The sequence below is a fragment of the Vreelandella venusta genome (assembly GCF_015689495.1).
Taxonomy (GTDB): Bacteria; Pseudomonadota; Gammaproteobacteria; order Pseudomonadales; family Halomonadaceae; genus Vreelandella; species Vreelandella venusta.
In genome coordinates this window covers 3,003,365-3,023,284 of sequence record NZ_CP065135.1, presented here as the reverse complement: position 1 = coordinate 3,023,284, position 19,920 = coordinate 3,003,365, and the positions used below count along the sequence as shown (strand labels likewise).

The window sequence follows — 19,920 nt, the reverse complement described above, 5'->3', positions numbered from 1 at the left end:
CGAGATTATTGTTATGTCTTTGAAAGTTAAAGGTCCACTGAGTCTTCGCCCCGCCTTGTATTTATCGTTCGCACTGGCAGCAGGCAGTGGGACATTGAGTACGAATGCCGTTGCTAATCAGCAATTGATGAGTGAAGTAGATGCACAAGCGGCAGAGCAAGTAAGCTATGCCAACTTTAATCAATGGTTGGCTGATTTTCGCCGCTATGCTGCCCAGCAGGGCATCAGTGAGGCTACCCTTGCCTCTGCCTTTGATGGGCTTCGTTATCGTGAACGGGTCATTGAGCTCGATCAGTATCAGCCAGAGTTTGTGCGTCCCATTTGGCAATACTTGGACACAGCGGTTTCCAGCACACGAATTAATAATGGTCTAGAGAAGCTTGCGGCTCACCGCGGTACCGCTCAGCAAATGCAGCAACGTTATGGAGTTCCTGCGGAAATCATCGTGGCTATTTGGGGTATCGAAAGTAACTACGGTAGCAATTTTGGTGATTTCTCGACGCTTGAGTCACTGGCAACACTTGCTTACGACGGCCGTCGGCGTGATTTCGCACGCAGCGAACTGTTAGCTGCGTTACGTATTATCGATCAAGGTGATATTGCCGCCGAGCAAATGAAAGGCTCCTGGGCGGGCGCCATGGGGCATACCCAGTTTATACCCAGCAGTTTTGAAGCATACGCAGTGGATGGCGACAATGATGGTCGTCGAGACATATGGGGTAGTATTCCGGATGTCATGGCTTCTACGGCTAACTATCTTGCCAGGGCAGGCTGGCAAGCCGGCCAACCCTGGGGTGTTGAAATAAATTTGCCTGACTCCTTCGATTATTCACAAACCCAACGTCGTAGCAGTGCTGAGTGGGCGGCACAAGGCGTTCGCTCATTGAAGGGTGAGCTGCCCGCGTTCGATAGCGCTGCGGTTATTGTGCCAGCAGGAGCAAACGGCCCTGCCTTTTTGGTAGGGCCTAATTTTCGGGCAATTTTGCGCTATAACAACGCAACTAGTTATGCGTTAGCCGTGTCTACCTTGGCGGATGCTATTGCTGGGCGCGACGGCATTGCCCAGTCTTGGCCCAGAGAGCAGGCGCCGTTGACGCGCGATGATGTGCGTACTCTGCAGCAACGCCTAAATAATGCTGGATATTCAGTGGGGACTGCAGACGGCATCATGGGGCCTAATACGCGCGAGGGGCTACGTGCCTTTCAGCGTGACCAAGGGCTCACACCTGATGGCTTTGCCACTCAGGCACTGTTAGAACGGCTGCGTTAATGTTGCGTTTCGATGAGTCTCTTTAGCGAGTTAAATGTCTCATGCTAGGTAAACTTCTCACTAAGGAAGGACGAAAGGTAATGAGGAAAACTTTTTTAGGTGTGCTGGCTACCGGTGTAATGGTCAGTGCGTTGTCAGTGAGCACAGCTATCCAGGCAGATGATAAGGTATTTGGCTGGGTTGAAAATGCATCCATTGAACCGTGGGGTATCGCTGTAAAAGCGAAGCTAGATAGCGGTGCGCTGACCTCTTCATTAGACGCGCGTGATATTGAGATGTTTGAGAAAGACGGTGAGGAGTGGGTTCGCTTCCGTCTGAAGCTCGAGGATCAGGAAAACGGTGAAACGTTTAGCGATCAGATTGAGCGCCCCCTCTACCGAGAGCTAGCGGTTCGTGGCGCAGGTGGTCGTGATGAGCGTCCCGTGGTGCTCATGGATGTTTGCATGGGCAATAAGGTGTACGAAGAGCAGTTTAGTCTGCGAGATCGAGAAGAGATGATTTATCCACTGCTCTTGGGGCGTCGCACAATTAGCCACTTAGGGTTATTAGATGTGCGCAGCACCTTTCTCCAAGACCCTGAATGTGGGGAAAATGCAGCTTATGTTCCCCACGATCCAGCCGATGAGCAGTCCTAAATACGCTGTTGTAAGCATAGCGCTCGAGTCACCCAACTTGCTGGCTTAAGCGGTGCTTAAAAAAGCCGCGATAATAGGGCGGTAACAGCAGTTTCTACCCGTAAAATGCGAGGGCCTAGGTGCATGCCCTCGCAGCCTGCCTCAAGTAGTTTTTCAACTTCCCACGGTATAAAACCGCCTTCCGGCCCAACGAACAGCAGTACATTACCGTCAATATTGCGTGGGCAGGCATTCGGCATGCCGGGGTGTGCCACCAGCCCGCGTCGATCTTTGAGTAGTTCGGGCAGCTGCTCTTCCAAAAAGGGCCGAAAGCCTTTGCACAGCGCCACATTAGGTAGCTGTGTGTCTCGCGCTTGTTCCAGGCCAAGTACTAAGTGGTGATGGATTTTTTCTGTGCGGAGTTCGGGAGACTGCCAGTAGCTTTTTTCCACCCGTTTACTGTGAAGCAGGGTAATATTTTTTACGCCAAGAGCCGTGACATGCTCTAAGGTACGTGCCAGCATTCTGGGGCGAGGAAGCGCCAATACTAAATGTACTGGCAAGGGTGGAGGGGGGAGCTCATTAAGATTTTCCAGTGTAAAGGTTGCCTGGGTCTCGTGTAGTTCAGTTAGCTGTGCTTTTCCCATCTTGCCGCCCTGTAGGCCGACGGTGTAATAATCCCCTACACACGCGCGGTGTACCTCGCGTAAATGGGTGATACGTCGTGTGTCGGTAAGGTAAGCATAAGCTCCCTTCACTTCGCTCGGATCAAGCAGAATAAGATTCATGATTGTCGTCTATTGGTCATAAGGAAGACACGCCTAACGGTACTATCCGTTAAGCTGGCTTGCATAGGCGCATGTTGCAGGCACAATAGCAGCAACGGCGACAAAGCCTCTACCGCCTTTAAGGAGATGCGCTGTGCGCGTAATTCGCAAATATGCCAACCGTAGGTTGTACGATACTCAACAAAGTCGTTATGTGACGCTTGAGGATCTGCGGCGTTTGATTATTGAAGAAGAACCCTTCCGCGTCGAGGATGCAAAAAGCGGTGAAGACCTGACGCGGACCATTTTGCTGTCGATCATTATCGAGCAAGAGCAGGCTGATAGTGAAGCCGAAGTTTTCTCAAATGACCTGCTGGCTCAACTGATCCGTGTGTACGATATGTCATCGCCTTTACCGCTAGCACGTTATTTAGAGCAGGGCACACAACTCATGCTGGAGCAGCAAAAGCGCATGCAAAGCCAGTGGCAACAAGCGATGCGCCATTCGCCTATGGAGTTCATGCGCGAGCTGGCAGAAGAGAATATGCGCTTTTGGCAAAAAACACTTAATCAGCCTAATCAAACAGACGATGACGATACGCCGGATAAAAGCTCCTGACGCCGCTGGTTGAGTCGTTGTGGCATAATATGCCGATTAACTTAGTTACGCTTTCAGCTAATCTCGGCTAGGCACTCCCGTTTGAGAAGGATGATGATGAACGTTTTAATGATAGGTGGCGGTGGTCGCGAGCATGCATTGGCGTGGAAACTAGCGCAGTCTAGTGACGTCGAGCAGGTGTTCGTAGCGCCAGGCAATGCAGGTACTGCCACTGAGCCAAAATTAACCAATGTAGCTATTGATGCAACAGATTTAGACGCGTTGGTGGCGTTTGCCCAGCGCGAGCAGGTTGCGCTAACAGTGGTAGGGCCAGAAGCGCCGTTAGTTGAAGGGGTCGTTGATCGCTTTCAGGCGGCTGGCCTGACAATTTTTGGGCCTTCACAACGCGCCGCACAGTTGGAAGGTTCTAAGTCATTCACCAAAGACTTTCTGGCGCGTCATCAGATCCCTTCTGCCGCGTATCAAACCTTTACAGCAGTAGAGCCAGCCTTGGCTTACTTAGCTCAGATGGGTGCGCCTATTGTCATCAAAGCTGACGGTTTGGCGGCGGGCAAGGGTGTCATTGTCGCAATGAGTGAAGCTGAGGCTGAAGCGGCGATTCGCGATATGCTAGAGGCGAATGCATTTGGTGACGCGGGTGCGCGTGTCGTTATCGAAGAGTTTCTGGAAGGCGAAGAAGCCAGCTTTATTGTCATGGTTGATGGTGAGAATGTGGTGCCGATGGCCACTAGCCAAGACCACAAGCGTGCTTATGACGGCGATACTGGTCCCAATACGGGCGGTATGGGAGCTTATTCTCCGGCACCGGTGGTAACCCCAGAGATCGACGAACGCATCATGGAGCAGGTTATACTTCCCACCGTGCGGGGCATGGCGGAAGAGGGAAATGCATATACAGGCTTTTTATATGCAGGCCTAATGATTGATGCAGAAGGCAACCCAAAAGTAATCGAATATAACTGCCGTTTTGGTGACCCTGAAACTCAGCCAATCATGATGCGGTTAACGTCAGATTTGGCCGCGCTTTGCTTGGCTGGCGCTAAGGGCGAGCTTGCCGATAAGCAGTGTGAGTGGGACGCTCGCGCAGCCGTGGGTGTTGTGATAGCGGCAGGTGGCTATCCCGGCAGTTACCGCAAGGGCGATGTCATTCATGGCTTGGAGCAGGCAGGTCAGGCGCAGTGCAAAGTATTCCATGCTGGTACCGCTCAGGCTGCTGATGGCAGTATCGTTACTGCAGGCGGGCGAGTGCTATGTGTCACCGCATTAGGCAACACAGTATCGGCTGCTCAACAGCAAGCATACCAGGGGGTTAAAGCGATTCACTGGGAGGGAGCTGAGTTCCGCCGTGACATCGCATTCCGTGCTATCGCCCGAGAAAAATAGCGATCAGCGATAGTCTCGCCGGAGCTAAACCACCACTGACAAGGAGCTAGGCATGGAGCGTGTCACGCTAGATTTCCCCACGGCAGCGATTATTCATCGGCATCCTTTAACGGTGCGCGTAACGGATATGAATTACGGTCGTCACCTGGGGCATGACGCTTTAGTATCGCTGCTGCATGAGGCTCGCGTGCATGCGTTCGCTGCGTTAGGTTTTCCTGAGTGGGATATAAAAGGCTACCCGAGTGTTGTTGCTGATCTAGCGGTTCAGTACCAGAGCGAGGCACGCTGGCCGGATGCTTTGGTAATTGAGACCGCTGTCCCCGAGCCACAAGGCAAAGCGTTGACGGTCTATCAGCGTATTTGCCAGACAACGACCAATAAGGTGGTGGCAACGGCTCGGGTTAACCAGCTTCTTTTAGACCTTTCTTCTGGGCGGCCTGTCAAAGTGCCTGATGACGTTGCGCAGGCAATTGCTCGCGTGACTGCTCAGGAGAGAGGTGCTTAATGTCCCGGGAATATCCAATCATTGCCATCACGGGGTCTTCAGGCGCGGGTACTACCACCGTGCGTCGCAGCTTTGAGCGCATGTTCCTGCGTGAAGATGTGCACGCCGCCATGGTGGACGGTGATGCCTTCCATCGCTACACCCGCGATGATCTCCAGCGGATTTTTCGTGACGAGCCGGAGCGCAAAGATGAGCTTTCTCACTTCGCAGTAGAAGCTAATCTGCTTGATCGGCTTGAAGGACTGTTTGTTGAGTACGGTGAGCATGGAACGGGTACGTTCCGTCACTACATTCATGCAGAAGATAAGCAAAAAATTGAGGCAGGTTATCGAGTAGGGACGTTCACCGAGTGGCAGTCACTGCCTTGTGGTACTGATCTGCTCTTTTACGAAGGGCTGCATGGCGGCTTGGTGACGCAAGAGTATGATATTGCTCGCCACGTAGATTTGTTAGTTGGTGTTGCGCCGACCATGAATCTTGAATGGATTCAAAAAATTGATCGTGATACCAAGCTGCGCGGCTATTCCCAGGAAGCCGTCATCGATACCATATTAGGGCGCATGGATGATTACGTGCGCTACATTCAGCCGCAGTTTTCCCGTACCCATATTAATTTCCAACGTGTGCCCACTGTCGATACGTCGAACCCCTTTGAGGTTCAGGATATTCCGACCGATGCAGAATCGTTTGTGGTGATTCGCTTTAGAGATCCCTCAACGGTGGATTTTCCTTGGTTGTTGGCGATGATCAAAGATTCATTTATGACACGCCCGCACACGTTAGTAGTGCCTGGGGCGCGAATGTCGTTAGCGATGGAGCTGATTTTAGCGCCGTTGGTCCGCCATTTGCTTTCTCAGCGCCGTTTTCGTTAGGCCGTTTTTGCTGTTAGTACGTTTTCGCCACTTACAAATATGAAGGAGGCTGTATGGATTGCCTGTTTTGCAAAATAATAAACCGCGAAATTCCCGCAGATATTGTGTTTGAAGACGAGCATGTATTAGCGTTTAACGACATTAATCCTCAAGCACCAACGCATCAGCTGATTATTCCTAAGAAGCATATTGCTACGCTAAACGATATTGCCCCTGAGGACTTAGCCCTAGTTGGGCGTTTGCAGCACACTGCCGCACAGCTGGCCAAGCAACAAGGCTTCGCGGAAGATGGATATCGTGTGGTGATGAATTGTAATGAAATGGGTGGTCAGACGGTTTACCACATCCATATGCATTTATTGGGAGGTCGGCAGTTTACTTGGCCGGCAGGCTGATAGCGGGTTCTATTTATTTTATAGCCCAACAAAAGCAAAAGCCCCCTGTGCGTTTTTAGCGTACAAGGGGCTTTTTACGTATCAGCGGTATGGCAGCAAATCGTTAGGCGTCGATGCGCTTATACTTCATTCGCTTCGGTGTGTCGTTACCCACGCGCTTCTTGTGGTCTTCTTCATATTCGGTGTAATTACCATCGAAGAAGACGACTTCTGAATCGCCTTCAAAGGCGAGAATGTGCGTGGCGATACGGTCTAGGAACCAGCGATCGTGAGAGATCACCATCGCGCAGCCTGGGAAGGCCAGCAGCGCTTCTTCCAGGGCGCGCAGAGTCTCGATGTCTAGATCGTTTGAAGGTTCGTCTAACAGTAGTACGTTTGCGCCTTGTTTCAGCGTTTGGGCAAGCTGAAGACGACCGCGCTCACCGCCAGAAAGCTCATCTAGACGCTTCTGCTGATCGTTGCCCTTAAAGTTAAAGCGGCCAACGTAGGCGCGTGAAGAAACTTCGTAGCCGTTAATGTTTAGAATATCTTGCCCATCAGAGACGGCTTCCCAAACCGTTTGCTTGTCGTCTAGCGCGTCGCGCAACTGCTCTACGTAGGCAATATCGACAGTCTCACCAATCACTACTTCGCCAGCGTCTGGCTGTTCTTGGCCGGTGACTAGCTTGAACAGTGTCGATTTACCGGCACCGTTACCACCTACAATCCCGACAATCGCCCCTTGTGGGATGGTAAAGGAGAGGTCTTGGTAGAGCAGTTTGTCATCAAACCGCTTGGTCACGTTATGAAACTCGATGACCTTATCACCCAGGCGCGGGCCAGGCGGAATATAAATCTCATTTGTTTCATTACGCTTTTGGAAGTCGCCAGACTGCATCTCTTCAAAGCGATTAAGGCGCGCTTTGCTCTTCGCTTGGCGTCCTTTTGTGTTGCTGCGAACCCACTCAAGCTCTTGCTTGATAGCTTTCTGGCGTGATACTTCCTGTTTGGCTTCCTGGTTTAGGCGCTGCTCTTTCTGCTCCAGCCACTGGGAGTAGTTGCCTTCAAAAGGAATGCCCTGGCCGCGGTCAAGTTCTAAAATCCATCCGGCAACGTTGTCCAGGAAGTAACGGTCGTGAGTAATGGCCACGACAGTGCCGTTATAGTCGTGCAAGAAGCGCTCTAGCCAGGCCACGGATTCAGCATCTAAGTGGTTGGTAGGCTCGTCGAGCAAGAGCATATCAGGACTTGAAAGCAGCAAGCGGCACAGCGCTACGCGGCGACGCTCGCCCCCAGAAAGGTTGCCCACTTTGGCATCCCAAGGCGGCAGGCGCAGCGCTTCAGCAGCAACTTCCAGCTTACGCTCAAGGTTATGTGCGTCGGCAGCTTCAATAATATTTTCAAGGCGTGCCTGTTCGCTTGCTAGGGCATCAAAATCTGCATCAGGTTCGGCATAGGCGGCATACACCGCATCCAGTTTTTCCTGAGCTTCTTTAATGGCGCCTAACGCCTCTTCTACCGTTTCGCGAACATTCTTTTCGTCATCAAGCTGTGGCTCCTGAGGCAGGTAGCCCACATTAATACCAGGCATCGGACGAGCTTCACCTTCAAACTCTTTATCGACACCGGCCATAATGCGTAGCAGTGTGGATTTACCGGAACCGTTTAAACCGAGCACGCCAATTTTGGCGCCAGGGAAGAACGATAGCGAAATATCCTTGAGAATTTGCTTTTTGGGTGGCACAACTTTGCCAACCCGGTTCATGGTGAATACGTATTGCGCCATGGAGATCCGTTAGGTTGTTGGAGAAAAGAGTCGCAGCTGTGTGCTGGCATAGGGCTAAGATGATAGTGCTCAGCGCAGGTAAAGGCCAGACGCGTAGAAGATAAGTCTTGTATATGCGTTGATCAGCAGCTTAGTAAAGGCTTGGGGTGCAACCATTACAGTGAGTAACTAGATGTCGTAACTAAGCTGCCAATCAATGAAAGCGGTTGGACGATTAGGTTATTCCTCTTCATCCCAATCATCTTCAATAGCGCGCTGCAAACGGCGCTCCTCAAGCCATGCTTCGACTTGGCGTCGGGCACGAAGCGTATCTGCTTTGCTGGGTTTGCTTTTGCCGTAGTGGTCATCGTTAACAGCGTCTAAGTTATCGAACTCATCGGCATCGATTGCATCACTGGCATAAGATTCACGATTTAAGGGGTCACGGCTCATAGTATGCCCTCCAACCCAAGCCGGCGCACCGGCATCACAACGGCTTCTTCTTTCAATCGATAGATGAAACAAGAAGCGCCTGGCGCTTTTATGCGCTTAGCCGCTATATACCGCCACTTAGGTTGAAGTTCAAGCCCCCGAGGCTATTTTATTTTATTCTGCCAGTTCTTGGCGCTTTTGAATGGCTGCCAATGCTTGCTGTGCTTCGACGCGTTCAGTCACATCTTTTTGTACGCCGATGTAGTACATCAAGTTATCAGCTTCGTCATAAACGGGAGTGATAGAGAGCTCATTCCAGAACATGGTGCCGTCTTTGCGGTAATTGCGCAGCACTTCACGAGAAGGGCGACCCTCTTTCAGCGCTTCCCGGATAGCGACCAGTGCGTCTTGGTCACGGTCTTCATTTTGTAAAAAACGGCAGTCGCGATAAAGAATTTCATCTGCACTGTAGCCAGTGAGGCGTTCGAAGCCTTGATTGACGTAGATAAGGATATTTTCGTCGCCTTCTTGTTCTGCAACGACGATGCCATCCTCGGAAGCGTCAACAAGACGTTCAAGTAACTCAGGGCTGATCAAAGGAGATCGTTTCATCAATGGGTTCCTGTTGCTGCTCTCGTTCTTGCGAAGCTATGCGCTGTCCATCAACGCGGAGCTAAGCGGCATTTCATACTGCTTAATAAAGGTAGAATAGCAAAAACCCAGCTAATCACCGCTAATTACCTATCATCATGGCGAGCGTTGCGATGCATTGCAATCGACAGTGCTATCCAGATAGAGGTCGTTACTGTTACCCGCCAGTACTGATAGCAATGGGAGCATCTAAAGCGTCGCGTTCCCTTGGCAGTTGCTAATGTAAGGTGACAGAATGAAAAACAGGGATGCCACTCTAAAACGTTTAGGAACCTTCGTATGTCACGCATTCAAATACGTTACTGCACGCAGTGTCAGTGGTTGCTGCGTAGTGCTTGGTATGCCCAAGAGCTGCTTTCAACCTTTGGCGAAAGTCTTGCAGAGGTTGCGTTGTCTCCCTCTCATGGTGGCACCTTTGAGATATGGTGTGACGAAGCGCTGCTATGGGAAAGGAAGCGCGATGGTGGCTTTCCAGATATTAAGCTTCTAAAGCAGCGCGTACGGGATAAGATCGAGCCAGCTCGGGATTTGGGGCATATCGACCGATGAACCAGGATCGTCAAGCCATACTGTATGGCCTTGGAGCAGTAGCGCTATGGTCGACCGTTGCTACGGCTTTTAAGGTCGCTCTTACCTGGATGAGCCCGTTAGAGTTGATGTGGCTCGCGGCCCTTGTATCTTGGGCATTCATGCTGGTGTTGGTCGTGAAGCAAGGGCATTTAACAGAAGCCCTCCGCCATGGCTGGCGAACTGCTGCATGGGCTGGGCTGATGAATCCTGTTGCCTACTATCTAGTGTTGTTTGCCGCATATGACAGGCTGCCTGGGCAAGAGGCCATGGCGCTCAACTATACCTGGGCGCTGGCAATGGCGCTTCTGGCGGTACCGATCCTTGGGCAACGGCTCACGCGTGTGGACATGGTCGCGGGGCTTATTGCCTACGCAGGCGTGTGGGTGATAGCAACTCGCGGTAATGTTTTCAATGTTGATTTTGCAGATCCTCTTGGGGTTGTGCTTGCGCTTGTGTCGACGCTGTTATGGGCGCTCTACTGGTTGCTCAACGCGCGGGATGAAAGAGCGCCCTTGGTCGCGCAATGGCAGAACTTTAGTGTCGGTTTGCCTGTTTTAACGCTGCTATTAATGGTGGGTCCCGGGTTCAGTTGGCATGGCTGGCAAGCATTAGGCGCGGGTGTCTATGTGGGGCTTTTCGAAATGGGGGTCGCTTTTATTCTTTGGCAAATGGCAGTTCGCAAGGTTTCGCGGACGGCCAAGGTATCTAATCTGATATTTCTTTCGCCGCCTATTTCGTTGTTGCTGCTCTACCTGGTTGTCAATGAGCCATTATTGGTATCCACGTTAATTGGGTTGTTATTGATCCTTTCAGGACTAGCGATACAGCAGCTGCAGTCCTCAAAAACCTAGCTTTAGAATCCAGAATGTTAAATCAAGTTAAAAAATATGCTTTGTAATGTTTTTTTAGGATTTTTATTGTAAAATTTTGTGACTCTTGGGTTCGTGGCATCAGCTTAACAGCTAATGCTATTAAATTAAGCTAAGTAAATGCGCTAATTCATGTCACTGAGTCGTATCAATACTCATTAGTATGAGGTATTGATCAGAGGGCGAAGCAAGAGAGTCAAGGGTGCCCCAGGGTGGGTGGCGTTTAGCAGCTATTTCTTCAGCAGCGTAAATATTCATTAGGGATCTATGGCGATGAAAGACGGTATTAAAACGACACTAAAAACTTTGTTTTTACAGCGCGCTATTCGACCGTTGACGGTTACTACTCTGGCTTGTCTTCCTCTCTCTGCTTTGGCTCAGTCGTTACCAACGACGCTTTACGCGCCAGGTACTACCGACCTATCGAGCACTATTCAGCAGGCGATCGTGACCAATCCTCAGGTAAATGCATCCTGGGCCAATTTTAGTGCCTCAGGAAGCGATATCCGGGTTGCGCAAGGCGGCTATTTGCCCACGATTGATGTTAGCGCGGGTATCGGTAGGCAAGATCAGCAAAATGATGGGCGCGGTAGCTACGATAGTGATTTTGCTGAATTGACGTTAACCCAGATGGTTTTTGATGGCTTTGCAACGCGCAGCGAGGTTGAGCGCTTGGATCGTGCGCGGCTGGTCGCCTATTTCGAACTTTTGGGTGCCAGTGAAGAAGTGGCGCTTGAGGCTTTCCGTAGTTATCTCGATGTTTTGCGCTACCGTGAACTGGTGCGCTTAGCGCAGGATAACTATCGTGAACACCAGCGTGTATTTGCACAGATCGAAGAGCGAGCGCTATCAGGTGCCGGGCGAGGTGTTGACCTTGAGCAGATTAGTGGCCGTTTAGCCTTAGCCGAGTCAAATCTGATGTCGGAAGCGTCAAATCTTCATGATGTGACGGCACGCTTCCAGCGAATTGTTGGTGAGCTACCGGCACAAAATATGGCGCCCGCACCGTCGCTGGCGACAGAACTGCCCGCGGACGTAAGCCAAGCCATTGAGCTAGCATTTCAGGGTAACCCTGAGTTCCACGCGGCGATTGAAAATATTGCTGTACAACGCGCCGAGCGAGAGGGTGCCCGTGCTGCCTTTATGCCTCGTCTAGATATTCAAGGACGCACCGGCACTAACAACCAAGATGATGCCATTGATGGCCGTCGTGATGAACACAGTATTCAGCTCGTCGCGAGCATGAACCTTTATCGCGGTGGTTCTGACTATGCGGCCTTCAATGCGGCAACCACACGAATTGAAGAAGCCAATAGTTTACGCGAAACAGCATGCACCAATGTTAGACAAACGACGCAAATCGCTTATAACGACACGCAGCGTCTCAACGAACAGCTGAATTATTTGAACGAACATCGGCAGTCAATTGACCGTGTGCGTGGTGCTTATCAGCAGCAGTTTGATATTGGCCAGCGCACGCTCTTAGACGTTCTGGATAGTGAGAATGAGTATTTTGAAGCAAGTCGTGCCTATGCAAACGCGCAGTTTGACTTAACGCTGGCGCAGGCACGAACGCTGGCGGCGATGGGGCAACTGATGCAAACCTTGCAAGTAGCCCGTGATGATATTCCTAGCCTTGATGAGCTTGGCTACGAAGACTCTGCGTCGCGTGTAGAAATGGCGTGCGCAATTGATGGGCCACGTGGATTTACGCTAGAAGATTTTACCAGTGGTATTTAATAACTGATGAGTGGCGGCCTTTGGGCCGCCGCAAATTAGGCAAGCCTGCTGGTCAAGGTTCAGCGAATGATTTTTTCGACGAATTCATTAGGATGATGAGGTTTCAGTGACACAACGTAAGCTGGAAGTATCTCGGACTGACCGCAGTAGTGATCAGGAAGAACACGATGAGTTACTGGAGTGTTTAAAGACAGTTGCTTCATATTATCAGCACGAAGTGTCATCAGAGGCCTTAAAAGCGGGCCTGCCTTTAGAGCAGGGGAAATTGATTCCTTCTGTCTTCGGGCGGGCAGCCTCACGAGCCGGGCTTACTGCGCATATTGTGAAAAGTAAACTCTCGGGGCTAAATCCTGCGCTGTTTCCAGCAATTTTACTACTCGAGCCAGGCCGTGCTTGCGTGTTACTGGGGCTGGATCTCAAACAACAAAAAGCAAAAGTGATTTTTCCTGAGCTGTCAGAAGCCGACACGGAAATATCGCTAGAGGAGCTTCACGCCGGTTACAGCGGAGAAGCTATCTATATACGGCCCAAGTTTAGAGTTGATAATACCTCCGAACCTAGTGTTAAGAAGCGTCGTGATCAGCACTGGTTTTGGGGCGTTATTCGTGAAAACCGTCGTCTTTATCGCGACATTGTTTTAGGTTCAGTAGCGATCAACTTGTTCGCACTGGCGATGCCACTGTTTGTGTTGAACGTTTATGACCGTGTCGTACCCAATCAAGCCACTGAAACGCTTTGGGTGCTGGCAATTGGTATTTTTGTCGTCCTGTGCTTTGACTTAGCGTTACGTTTAATGCGTAGTAGCTTTGTTGATTTAGCGGCCAGCCGGGCAGACGTAAAACTTTCATCGTCTATTATGGCGAAAACGTTAGGGTTGCGTTTAGAGGAGCGGCCAGTATCAACAGGCTCTTTTACCTCAACGCTTCAATCGTTTGAGTCGATACGGGCGTTTATTGGCTCTGCAACCATTCTTGGCATCGTGGATTTGCCCTTTGTCATACTTTTTGCGGCCATCATTGCATTGATCAATCCCTGGCTGGTGTTGCCAGTGCTCGTTGGTATCGTTTTTGTGCTTTTATATGCCCTTGCTGCACAAGGGAAGCTGCATGAGCTGTCACAAACGACTTGGGAGGTGGGCGCTCAGCGTAACGCCTTATTGGTAGAGTCTGTTTCCCAACTAGAAAACGTCAAGGCATTGCGAGCGGAAAGCCGTATTCAACGCCATTGGGAAAAAGCATCTGCCTTTTTATCGAGAACTGGTGCTCAGCTCAAAATGGTGAGTTCGTCAGTCTCAAGTGTTGCTCAGTGGGCTCAGCATAGCGTAGCTGTATGCGTCATTATCATCGGTGTCTATCAAATTATTGAAGGTAACTTGACCCAGGGCGGTTTAATTGCTGCCTACATGCTTTCTTCTCGCGCAATGGCGCCCGTTAGCCAGGCGGCTGCTCTACTGGCTCAATACCACCAGTCCTCAACGGCCCTGGAGTCGTTAAATGATGTAATGGCCAAGAATGTAGAGCGCCATGAAGGTAAAGCCTACGTAGAGAAGCCCAATTTTACCGGCAGCATTCGCTTAGAGAAGGTTACCTTGCGCTACCCCGACGAAGAAAGAGAGGCACTGCGTGATGTCTCGCTTTCCATCAAAGCCGGTGAAAAGGTGGCGTTACTCGGCCGTATTGGTTGCGGAAAGTCATCGCTGAACAAGCTTGTGCTTGGTTTTTATCGGCCTACGTCTGGTGCGGTATTGGTAGATGGCGTGGATATTCGTCAGCTAGACCCTCTTCAGCTGCGTCGTCATATTGGCTATGTGCCCCAGGATGTCAGCCTGTTTGCTGGGACACTGCGGGATAATATTGTCGCGGGTGGTGGAAACGACCGTGTTGATGACGAGGCGTTGCTCCGGGCAATCAAAATTGCTGGCCTTGATTCACTGGTTAATAGCCACCCCAGAGGCGTTGACCTTGAGGTGGGGGAGCGAGGTCAGGCACTTTCAGGCGGGCAAAAACAAGCGGTGGCTATCGCCAGAGCCGTGGTGCAAGACCCACCAATATTGCTGCTTGATGAGCCAACGAGCTCAATGGATAACGCCAGTGAGGAAGCATTTAAAGCGAATCTAACCAATGTTGCACCAGGGAAAACCATCCTGGTGGTTACTCACCGAACATCGCTGTTATCTCTCGTTGATCGCATCATTGTGATGGATGCTGGAAAAGTGGTGGCGGATGGTCCTCGCGACACCGTAGTGGAGGCATTGCGCAAAGGCCAGATCGGGAGGGCGTCATAATGGCGAAAAAAACCACCTCCACGGGGGAGCAAAAAGGCTTTGAGGCGATTGGTCGTTTCTCTGAGAAAGGGAAGAAGCCGTTTCGCCCTTTTATGGATCGACTCTTTGCTCGGCGTATCACTGCCGCACATCTTAATCGTGATTGGGCAAGTGACACCGACTGGGCGCGTATGCAGCAAGAGCCCATTCGTGCTCGGCTGTTTCTCTACACTGTTTTAGTGGCCATCATTGCGCTGATAGTTTGGGCATCGTTTGCCGCTATCGATGAAGTGACTCGTGGTGCAGGGCGCGTCATCCCGGCCAGCCAGTTACAGCGCATTCAGTCATTTGACGGGGGTGCGATAGAACAAATCATGGTGCGAGAAGGGCAGATGGTCAGCGCTGGCGACGTGTTAATGCAGGTTGACCCAACGCGATTCGTTTCTGACTTTCGAGAGAACCGTGCTCAGCGTTTTGCACTTGAAGCCCGTGCAGAGCGGCTGCGGGCGTTAGCTACGGGAACTACTTTTGATCCTTCTGAAGAGTTGCGTCAAGAAGTGCCCGATATCGTAATGCAGGAACGCGAAGTATACGAAAGTCGCCGCGAGGAGTTGCGTGAGCAGGAGAATGTGCTCAACGATCGCATTCGGCAGCGCCAGGAAGAGCTTCGGGAAGCGCAGGCTCGTCGTGATACTGCCCAGCGCGAAGCAAATATGGCTGGGCAAGAGCTTAACTTAACACGCCCGTTACTTGCTTCTGGTGCTGTTTCTGAAGTTGAGGTATTGCGCTTGCAGCGTGAAGTATCACGCGCTACAGGTGAGCGTAACCAAGCTGCTGCCGCTGTTTCCCGCCTGGAAGCTGGCGTGGAAGAAGCCGAGGGGCAGCTACTAGAGTTAGGTGCCGAACGCAGGAGTGAGTGGCGAAATGAACTTGCTCAGACGTTAGGAGACTTAAATGCGCTTCAGCAGTCAGGTACGGGGCTGCAGGATAGGGTACGACTTACCGAAATACGCTCACCTGTCGATGGGGTGATTCAGCGCCTTCACGTTAATACGATTGGCGGAGTGCTGCAGCCAGGTCAGGAAGTGGTGGATATCGTGCCCAGCGATGACCAGCTGTTAGTTGAAGCGCGCATTGCGCCCCAAGATATTGCGTTTCTCCATCCCGGTCAGCCTGCGACGATTAAGCTCACTGCCTATGACTATGCCATTTATGGTGGCTTGCAGGCTGAGCTTGATCACATCAGCGCAGATACAATTACCGATGATGAGGGCAATACATTCTATTTAGTCCGTGTTCGTAGCTTGCAAGATGAAAGTATTTCCGATCAGCTTCAAGTTATCCCAGGGATGACGGCACAGGTAGATATTGTGACAGGCAAAAGGACGGTTATGCAGTTCTTACTAAAACCTGTTTTGAGGGCATGGCGAGATTCCATGGGGGAGCGCTAATGAAACATTGGTTTGTAACAAAGGATGGTAACCTCAAGGCACGTTGGGAAAGTGCTTTTCCTGAGAGCGCAGCTACCACGCCAAATACAGTATTGGATCAGGTGCAGCCAGGTGACGTGGTATGGCTAACAACCATGATCGAAAACTGGGATGGGTTGATCCCGGCGCTAACCGCAAGAAAGGCAATTGTCGTGCTGCTTAGCTATGCTCCTAATGATCGCGAGGCATTAAAGGCACTTGATCTTGGTGCGCGCGGATACGTGCATACACTGGCGGCACCCGATGTACTTAATCAAGTGGCCCTGGTGGTGAGCAATCAAGGCGTGTGGGTAGGCCAAGAACTGCTTGCGAAGGTGATGGGCGGTACATTTATGGCCCTGAAGAATCGTCAGAGCGGTGAAGGCCACCAGCACAGTGAATATTTGAACCTACTCACGGAGCGCGAGCGGGGCGTGGCGCTAGCTGTTGCCAGGGGAGCAACCAACAAAGAAGTTGCCCGCCAGTTAGACATTACTGAACGCACGGTAAAAGCTCATCTAAGCGCGATATTTAAGAAGCTATCTGTCCGTGATCGCCTGCAGTTAATATTAAAGTTAGCCCCCGTTGCTGAGCGCTTTTCATAACGGTTCTAATTGGTGTGCCTGAATGTGAGCGGCGTATCGCAAGGTATTAATGCGAAAAATATAGAGAGAGCAGCGGTTTGCTACTTTGCACCGATAAAGCGCGGACAGCTGAAATGCAGATGGCAACTGCTGGCGATACAGTAAAAAAAGCTACCCAGCTACATTCATGGCGTGGGTGGATTGCTTTGCTGATGCTTTGTGTCATGGTCAGCAAGCTAACGCCAGTGGTTGCCCAGCCGCATCCAGAAGCAGGCGAGTGCTATTATCTGCAGCGTAATAGGCCTCTTGGTGTGCTGGAGAGTGAGTCGAGCCATGCTGAGAGTTTGGGGAGTGTTCGCTTCTTTGTTGAAGCCGCTGAACAGAGAGCGCTGCTGGGTGGCACAAGGCTTGATGACTTGAAAATGCAGCTTGAAGCTGCCGATGTGCTCTATCGTGACGTGCTTGGCCTAACGCCACCTTTACTTATGCCACGCTATCAGCGTGCTAACTTTATGATGGTGATATTACGTGCTGACCAAACGCGTGGTGGGAAAGCCTATGATGAAGTGGTTCGCAGTCCTGTTGTGACCGATTGCCATATTCGTATGGCGCTAGGTGGACAAGTCAATGCTGCCAAAAACTTAACACCTGCACATGAGTTGTTTCATCTGTATCAAAATGCACACATGATGTTTAAGCAAGGTTGGGTGCATGAAGGATTGGCTCGCTGGTCGGAATCACTATTGAGAGGTGGGGCACCGGTAGGGTACCTCTTGCCTGCTAATGCCGAAGCGCTGGACGTGGTGATGCAAGATAGTTACGGCGCAGCAACCTTTTGGCAACGACTGTTTTATTTACTTGATCCCCAAGGCGATAGTGCCATCCCAGAAGCGCTGCGAGAGATGCGTTATCACGATGGCAGCCAAGTAGTGGCAGTGAGTAAGTATCATGGCAGTGCTTTTCTACCGTTACTTTTCTCTTCGCTAAATGAGGCTGGGGCAAGACTATCCCATCAAGAGCAATGGCCAGTGTATGGTTGGGCAGAGGCAGAACAGCATAATCTGCGACACAATAGAGCCGTTTTGTCCGCCGTGCACCATGCCGTTTCCACATATATGCCGACAGCCGATCAGCCGGACGAATTACGTACATTCATGCAGCTTATTGAACCCATGGTTGATTGATGAGTAGCCAGGCCACTAATAGTAAGAGAGACAGGATTAAAGGGGATCAAGTTCTCGATCTAATGGCTGCGTTAGTTCGTGCGGTGCTGTGGCCGTTCCGTTGGCGCGTGCTGGCTATCTTACTAATCCAAATCGTAAGTCAGGTCTTGCTGTTGGCAAGCCTAGTGCTACCCTGGCAACTGCTTCAAGTGTTGATTACTGGGCATAGCCGTATTGATGGTTGGGTCCCCGGGGGGGATGACCACGCTAATAGAATAGCGATATTAATCGTATTGACCGTCCTCTGCTTTTGCACCTATGCCATCTTTCAATGGCTAGTCAAAAAAGCCATTGCTTATCTTTCAGTTCTCATTCTAGCGGAGTTGAATAAAACTCGGTTAGTTGCCAACCACCGATTACTTGGCCAGCGCGTATTAAGCATTGTGATAGGTGCCTTATCATCGACGGTGATTGCACTGCTTTTCTGTCTTTTGATCGCTCTTCTACACCCTCTACTAGCTCTGTTAGCAGTTGCCTGCGTATTGGGGCTAGTACTGATCGTTGGCTTTTACTACCGCTTTGAACGGGTGCAGAAAATTCAGAATATATTGCAAGGCAATGTGCTGACCGTTATCAATATCAGCTTTGCGTTGGGATTTTTCATTATTGTCCTGGACTATCTCAATGGGACGATGCGTCCACTCTTGACACTGTTCATATTGCTGCTGGGAATGCGCCAACTCATGGCAGCCAGTGTTAATGGACTAGTCAACTTTTTGAGCATCATCAAATATTTTCAGCAGATTAATATGCTGCTTTTGCCTCGCTCACAGCAGATCTCTCTCTTTTCAACCACAAATTTTGTACAACGTTTTGAGCAAGCAGCCCTTCAGCAGTGGCTATTGCCATGGTTGACTGAGTCTAATTACTGCCACCGCGATCCTGAGATTTTGCAGTGTCGCCTGCTTTCTGGGCGAGCCATCGCACACGTATTAGTTGGTGATGTCGATAGCAATGACTCCCCGCGCTATAGGTTGCTGAAGTGCTATGTCTCGGCAAGAGAGAACGAAGCACTTCATGAAATTTCGCTACTGAGTGAAGTAGGTGGGTATTGTTATGGAAGCATCCCTAGCGTGCCTGTTTTGCGCGCCAGTGGGCGTTTGCCTTGGTGCTCATACTTGTTGCTGGAAGTAGGCGGTAATCCACCTCAGTGGAAGAACTCTGAAGAGCGTAAGCCTTGGATGAATGAGCTGCGTCAAAGCCTGCGGCACGTCCCTTTACCGGACAAGATCAGCACCCAATACACTGCAACGTTTGCCTCACTACCTGAGCGCATGAGAAATATTGAGGCGTCGCACTTTGCCTATCTAACGCAAGAAGACAAACAGACTTTTCAAGTTGAGCGTTTCATGCAGTTATGGCCGCTTATGATCGTTGAAATAGAAAGGCTCCCCAAATGCTTAACGGTGCAAAATGCAAGTAGCGCACGCATGGCAACCGTAGGCAATCATATGCTTCTGCTGGACTGGCATGGTTGGGTGTATGACACGCTGGGGTCTTACTGGCCGCTATCAGCAAAGCTAAATGCGGAAGTGCTGGAGTTACTTAGCAGTGAGTGGAGAAACCTTGAGAGTCAGCAAAGTTGGTCTGGATTTACCTCACTAACTAGGGCTGCGAACTGCGTTGCGCTAGCAGCACGTGCGCACGAATTCTGCCAACGTTGCCGTCTCAACAATGATTCAAGCGCACTCAATATGATGTCCGGGCTTATAAAAGCCTATGAGTCCATAGGGCTGGTTGATGAACAAAAAGCCAAACTGGAACGCACCATTTAGTATTGAAAACGGTATTAAAAAATCAGCGTAGTTTTCAGTATATCCGTCAGCCCCTCCTATCACTGTGCTAGTACTGTCCACCGGTACAATATGAATTCGCCGCCATCAAGGCTAGTCTTGCCGCAAAATGCCGTTAATGAATGTTTACTTTCATTGATTTTTACAAAGACGGCAA

General features: G+C 50.7%; 19 protein-coding genes. 15 read left to right on the top strand and 4 right to left on the bottom strand.

Annotated elements, in window-relative coordinates:
• Positions 1-13 precede the first annotated feature (13 nt).
• A complete protein-coding gene (locus IR195_RS14210; RefSeq protein ID WP_146945255.1) occupies positions 14-1,270 on the top strand; it encodes a lytic murein transglycosylase in 1,257 nt (418 codons plus the stop codon).
• An 80-nt stretch (positions 1,271-1,350) separates the two neighbouring features.
• Entirely contained in the window at positions 1,351-1,905 is a 555-nt protein-coding gene (rloA3, locus tag IR195_RS14205; RefSeq protein WP_125750143.1) for a retropepsin-like aspartic peptidase RloA3, read from the top strand.
• A gap of 56 nt (positions 1,906-1,961) precedes the next feature.
• Here the strand turns inward: rloA3 and IR195_RS14200 are convergent, their stop codons facing one another.
• Positions 1,962-2,672: a 16S rRNA (uracil(1498)-N(3))-methyltransferase gene (locus tag IR195_RS14200; protein WP_125750140.1), complete on the bottom strand. Its 711-nt coding sequence runs from the start codon at positions 2,670-2,672 to the stop codon at positions 1,962-1,964.
• A gap of 133 nt (positions 2,673-2,805) precedes the next feature.
• On the opposite strand from IR195_RS14200, the gene phaR reads away from it, so the two are divergent.
• The 5 genes from phaR (at position 2,806) to IR195_RS14175 (ending at position 6,425) form a co-directional block, all read left to right on the top strand.
• Positions 2,806-3,270, top strand: a complete 465-nt coding sequence (gene phaR, locus IR195_RS14195; RefSeq protein ID WP_125750137.1) for a polyhydroxyalkanoate synthesis repressor PhaR — start codon at positions 2,806-2,808, stop codon at positions 3,268-3,270.
• A 96-nt stretch (positions 3,271-3,366) separates the two neighbouring features.
• The gene (gene purD, locus IR195_RS14190) at positions 3,367-4,653 is read left to right on the top strand and encodes a phosphoribosylamine--glycine ligase (RefSeq protein WP_125750134.1); all 1,287 of its coding nucleotides are present in this window, start codon (positions 3,367-3,369) and stop codon (positions 4,651-4,653) included.
• Between the two features lie 52 nt (positions 4,654-4,705).
• Entirely contained in the window at positions 4,706-5,158 is a 453-nt protein-coding gene (locus IR195_RS14185) for an acyl-CoA thioesterase (RefSeq protein WP_206047889.1), read from the top strand.
• Positions 5,158-6,030, top strand: coding sequence for a phosphoribulokinase (locus tag IR195_RS14180; protein WP_125750127.1), 873 nt, complete (start codon positions 5,158-5,160; stop codon positions 6,028-6,030). The genes IR195_RS14185 and IR195_RS14180 overlap by 1 nt, the downstream gene beginning before the upstream one ends.
• Before the next feature lie 53 nt (positions 6,031-6,083).
• A complete protein-coding gene (locus IR195_RS14175) occupies positions 6,084-6,425 on the top strand; it encodes a histidine triad nucleotide-binding protein (RefSeq protein ID WP_125750124.1) in 342 nt (113 codons plus the stop codon).
• Between the two features lie 103 nt (positions 6,426-6,528).
• Here IR195_RS14175 and ettA read toward each other — a convergent pair whose 3' ends face one another.
• From ettA to IR195_RS14160, 3 genes are all read right to left on the bottom strand, one after another.
• Positions 6,529-8,190: an energy-dependent translational throttle protein EttA gene (gene ettA / locus IR195_RS14170; RefSeq protein ID WP_125750121.1), complete on the bottom strand. Its 1,662-nt coding sequence runs from the start codon at positions 8,188-8,190 to the stop codon at positions 6,529-6,531.
• A gap of 219 nt (positions 8,191-8,409) precedes the next feature.
• On the bottom strand, positions 8,410-8,622 hold the full coding sequence (locus IR195_RS14165) for a PA3496 family putative envelope integrity protein (RefSeq protein ID WP_089039365.1): 213 nt from the start codon (positions 8,620-8,622) through the stop codon (positions 8,410-8,412).
• Between the two features lie 153 nt (positions 8,623-8,775).
• Complete coding sequence (locus IR195_RS14160; RefSeq protein ID WP_206047888.1) at positions 8,776-9,213, bottom strand: PAS domain S-box protein; 438 nt, start codon at positions 9,211-9,213, stop codon at positions 8,776-8,778.
• A 318-nt stretch (positions 9,214-9,531) separates the two neighbouring features.
• Between IR195_RS14160 and IR195_RS14155 the strand changes: the two genes are divergently transcribed.
• The 8 genes from IR195_RS14155 to IR195_RS14120 all read left to right on the top strand — a co-directional run bounded on the left by IR195_RS14155 (position 9,532) and on the right by IR195_RS14120 (position 19,745).
• Entirely contained in the window at positions 9,532-9,801 is a 270-nt protein-coding gene (locus IR195_RS14155; protein ID WP_125750115.1) for an Rdx family protein, read from the top strand.
• A complete protein-coding gene (locus tag IR195_RS14150; protein ID WP_206047887.1) occupies positions 9,798-10,673 on the top strand; it encodes a DMT family transporter in 876 nt (291 codons plus the stop codon). The genes IR195_RS14155 and IR195_RS14150 overlap by 4 nt, the downstream gene beginning before the upstream one ends.
• A gap of 291 nt (positions 10,674-10,964) precedes the next feature.
• Entirely contained in the window at positions 10,965-12,431 is a 1,467-nt protein-coding gene (locus tag IR195_RS14145) for a TolC family outer membrane protein (RefSeq protein ID WP_125750109.1), read from the top strand.
• 106 nt (positions 12,432-12,537) lie between these two features.
• The gene (locus tag IR195_RS14140) at positions 12,538-14,715 is read left to right on the top strand and encodes a type I secretion system permease/ATPase (RefSeq protein ID WP_206047886.1); all 2,178 of its coding nucleotides are present in this window, start codon (positions 12,538-12,540) and stop codon (positions 14,713-14,715) included.
• On the top strand, positions 14,715-16,145 hold the full coding sequence (locus IR195_RS14135) for an HlyD family type I secretion periplasmic adaptor subunit (RefSeq protein WP_125750104.1): 1,431 nt from the start codon (positions 14,715-14,717) through the stop codon (positions 16,143-16,145). Before IR195_RS14140 ends, IR195_RS14135 begins: the two co-directional genes overlap by 1 nt.
• Positions 16,145-16,768: a helix-turn-helix transcriptional regulator gene (locus IR195_RS14130; RefSeq protein ID WP_146945259.1), complete on the top strand. Its 624-nt coding sequence runs from the start codon at positions 16,145-16,147 to the stop codon at positions 16,766-16,768. The genes IR195_RS14135 and IR195_RS14130 overlap by 1 nt, the downstream gene beginning before the upstream one ends.
• A 113-nt stretch (positions 16,769-16,881) precedes the next feature.
• Positions 16,882-17,931: a hypothetical protein gene (locus tag IR195_RS14125; protein WP_241006731.1), complete on the top strand. Its 1,050-nt coding sequence runs from the start codon at positions 16,882-16,884 to the stop codon at positions 17,929-17,931.
• Entirely contained in the window at positions 17,931-19,745 is a 1,815-nt protein-coding gene (locus tag IR195_RS14120; RefSeq protein ID WP_206047885.1) for an ABC transporter ATP-binding protein, read from the top strand. Before IR195_RS14125 ends, IR195_RS14120 begins: the two co-directional genes overlap by 1 nt.
• Positions 19,746-19,920: the final 175 nt, after the last annotated feature.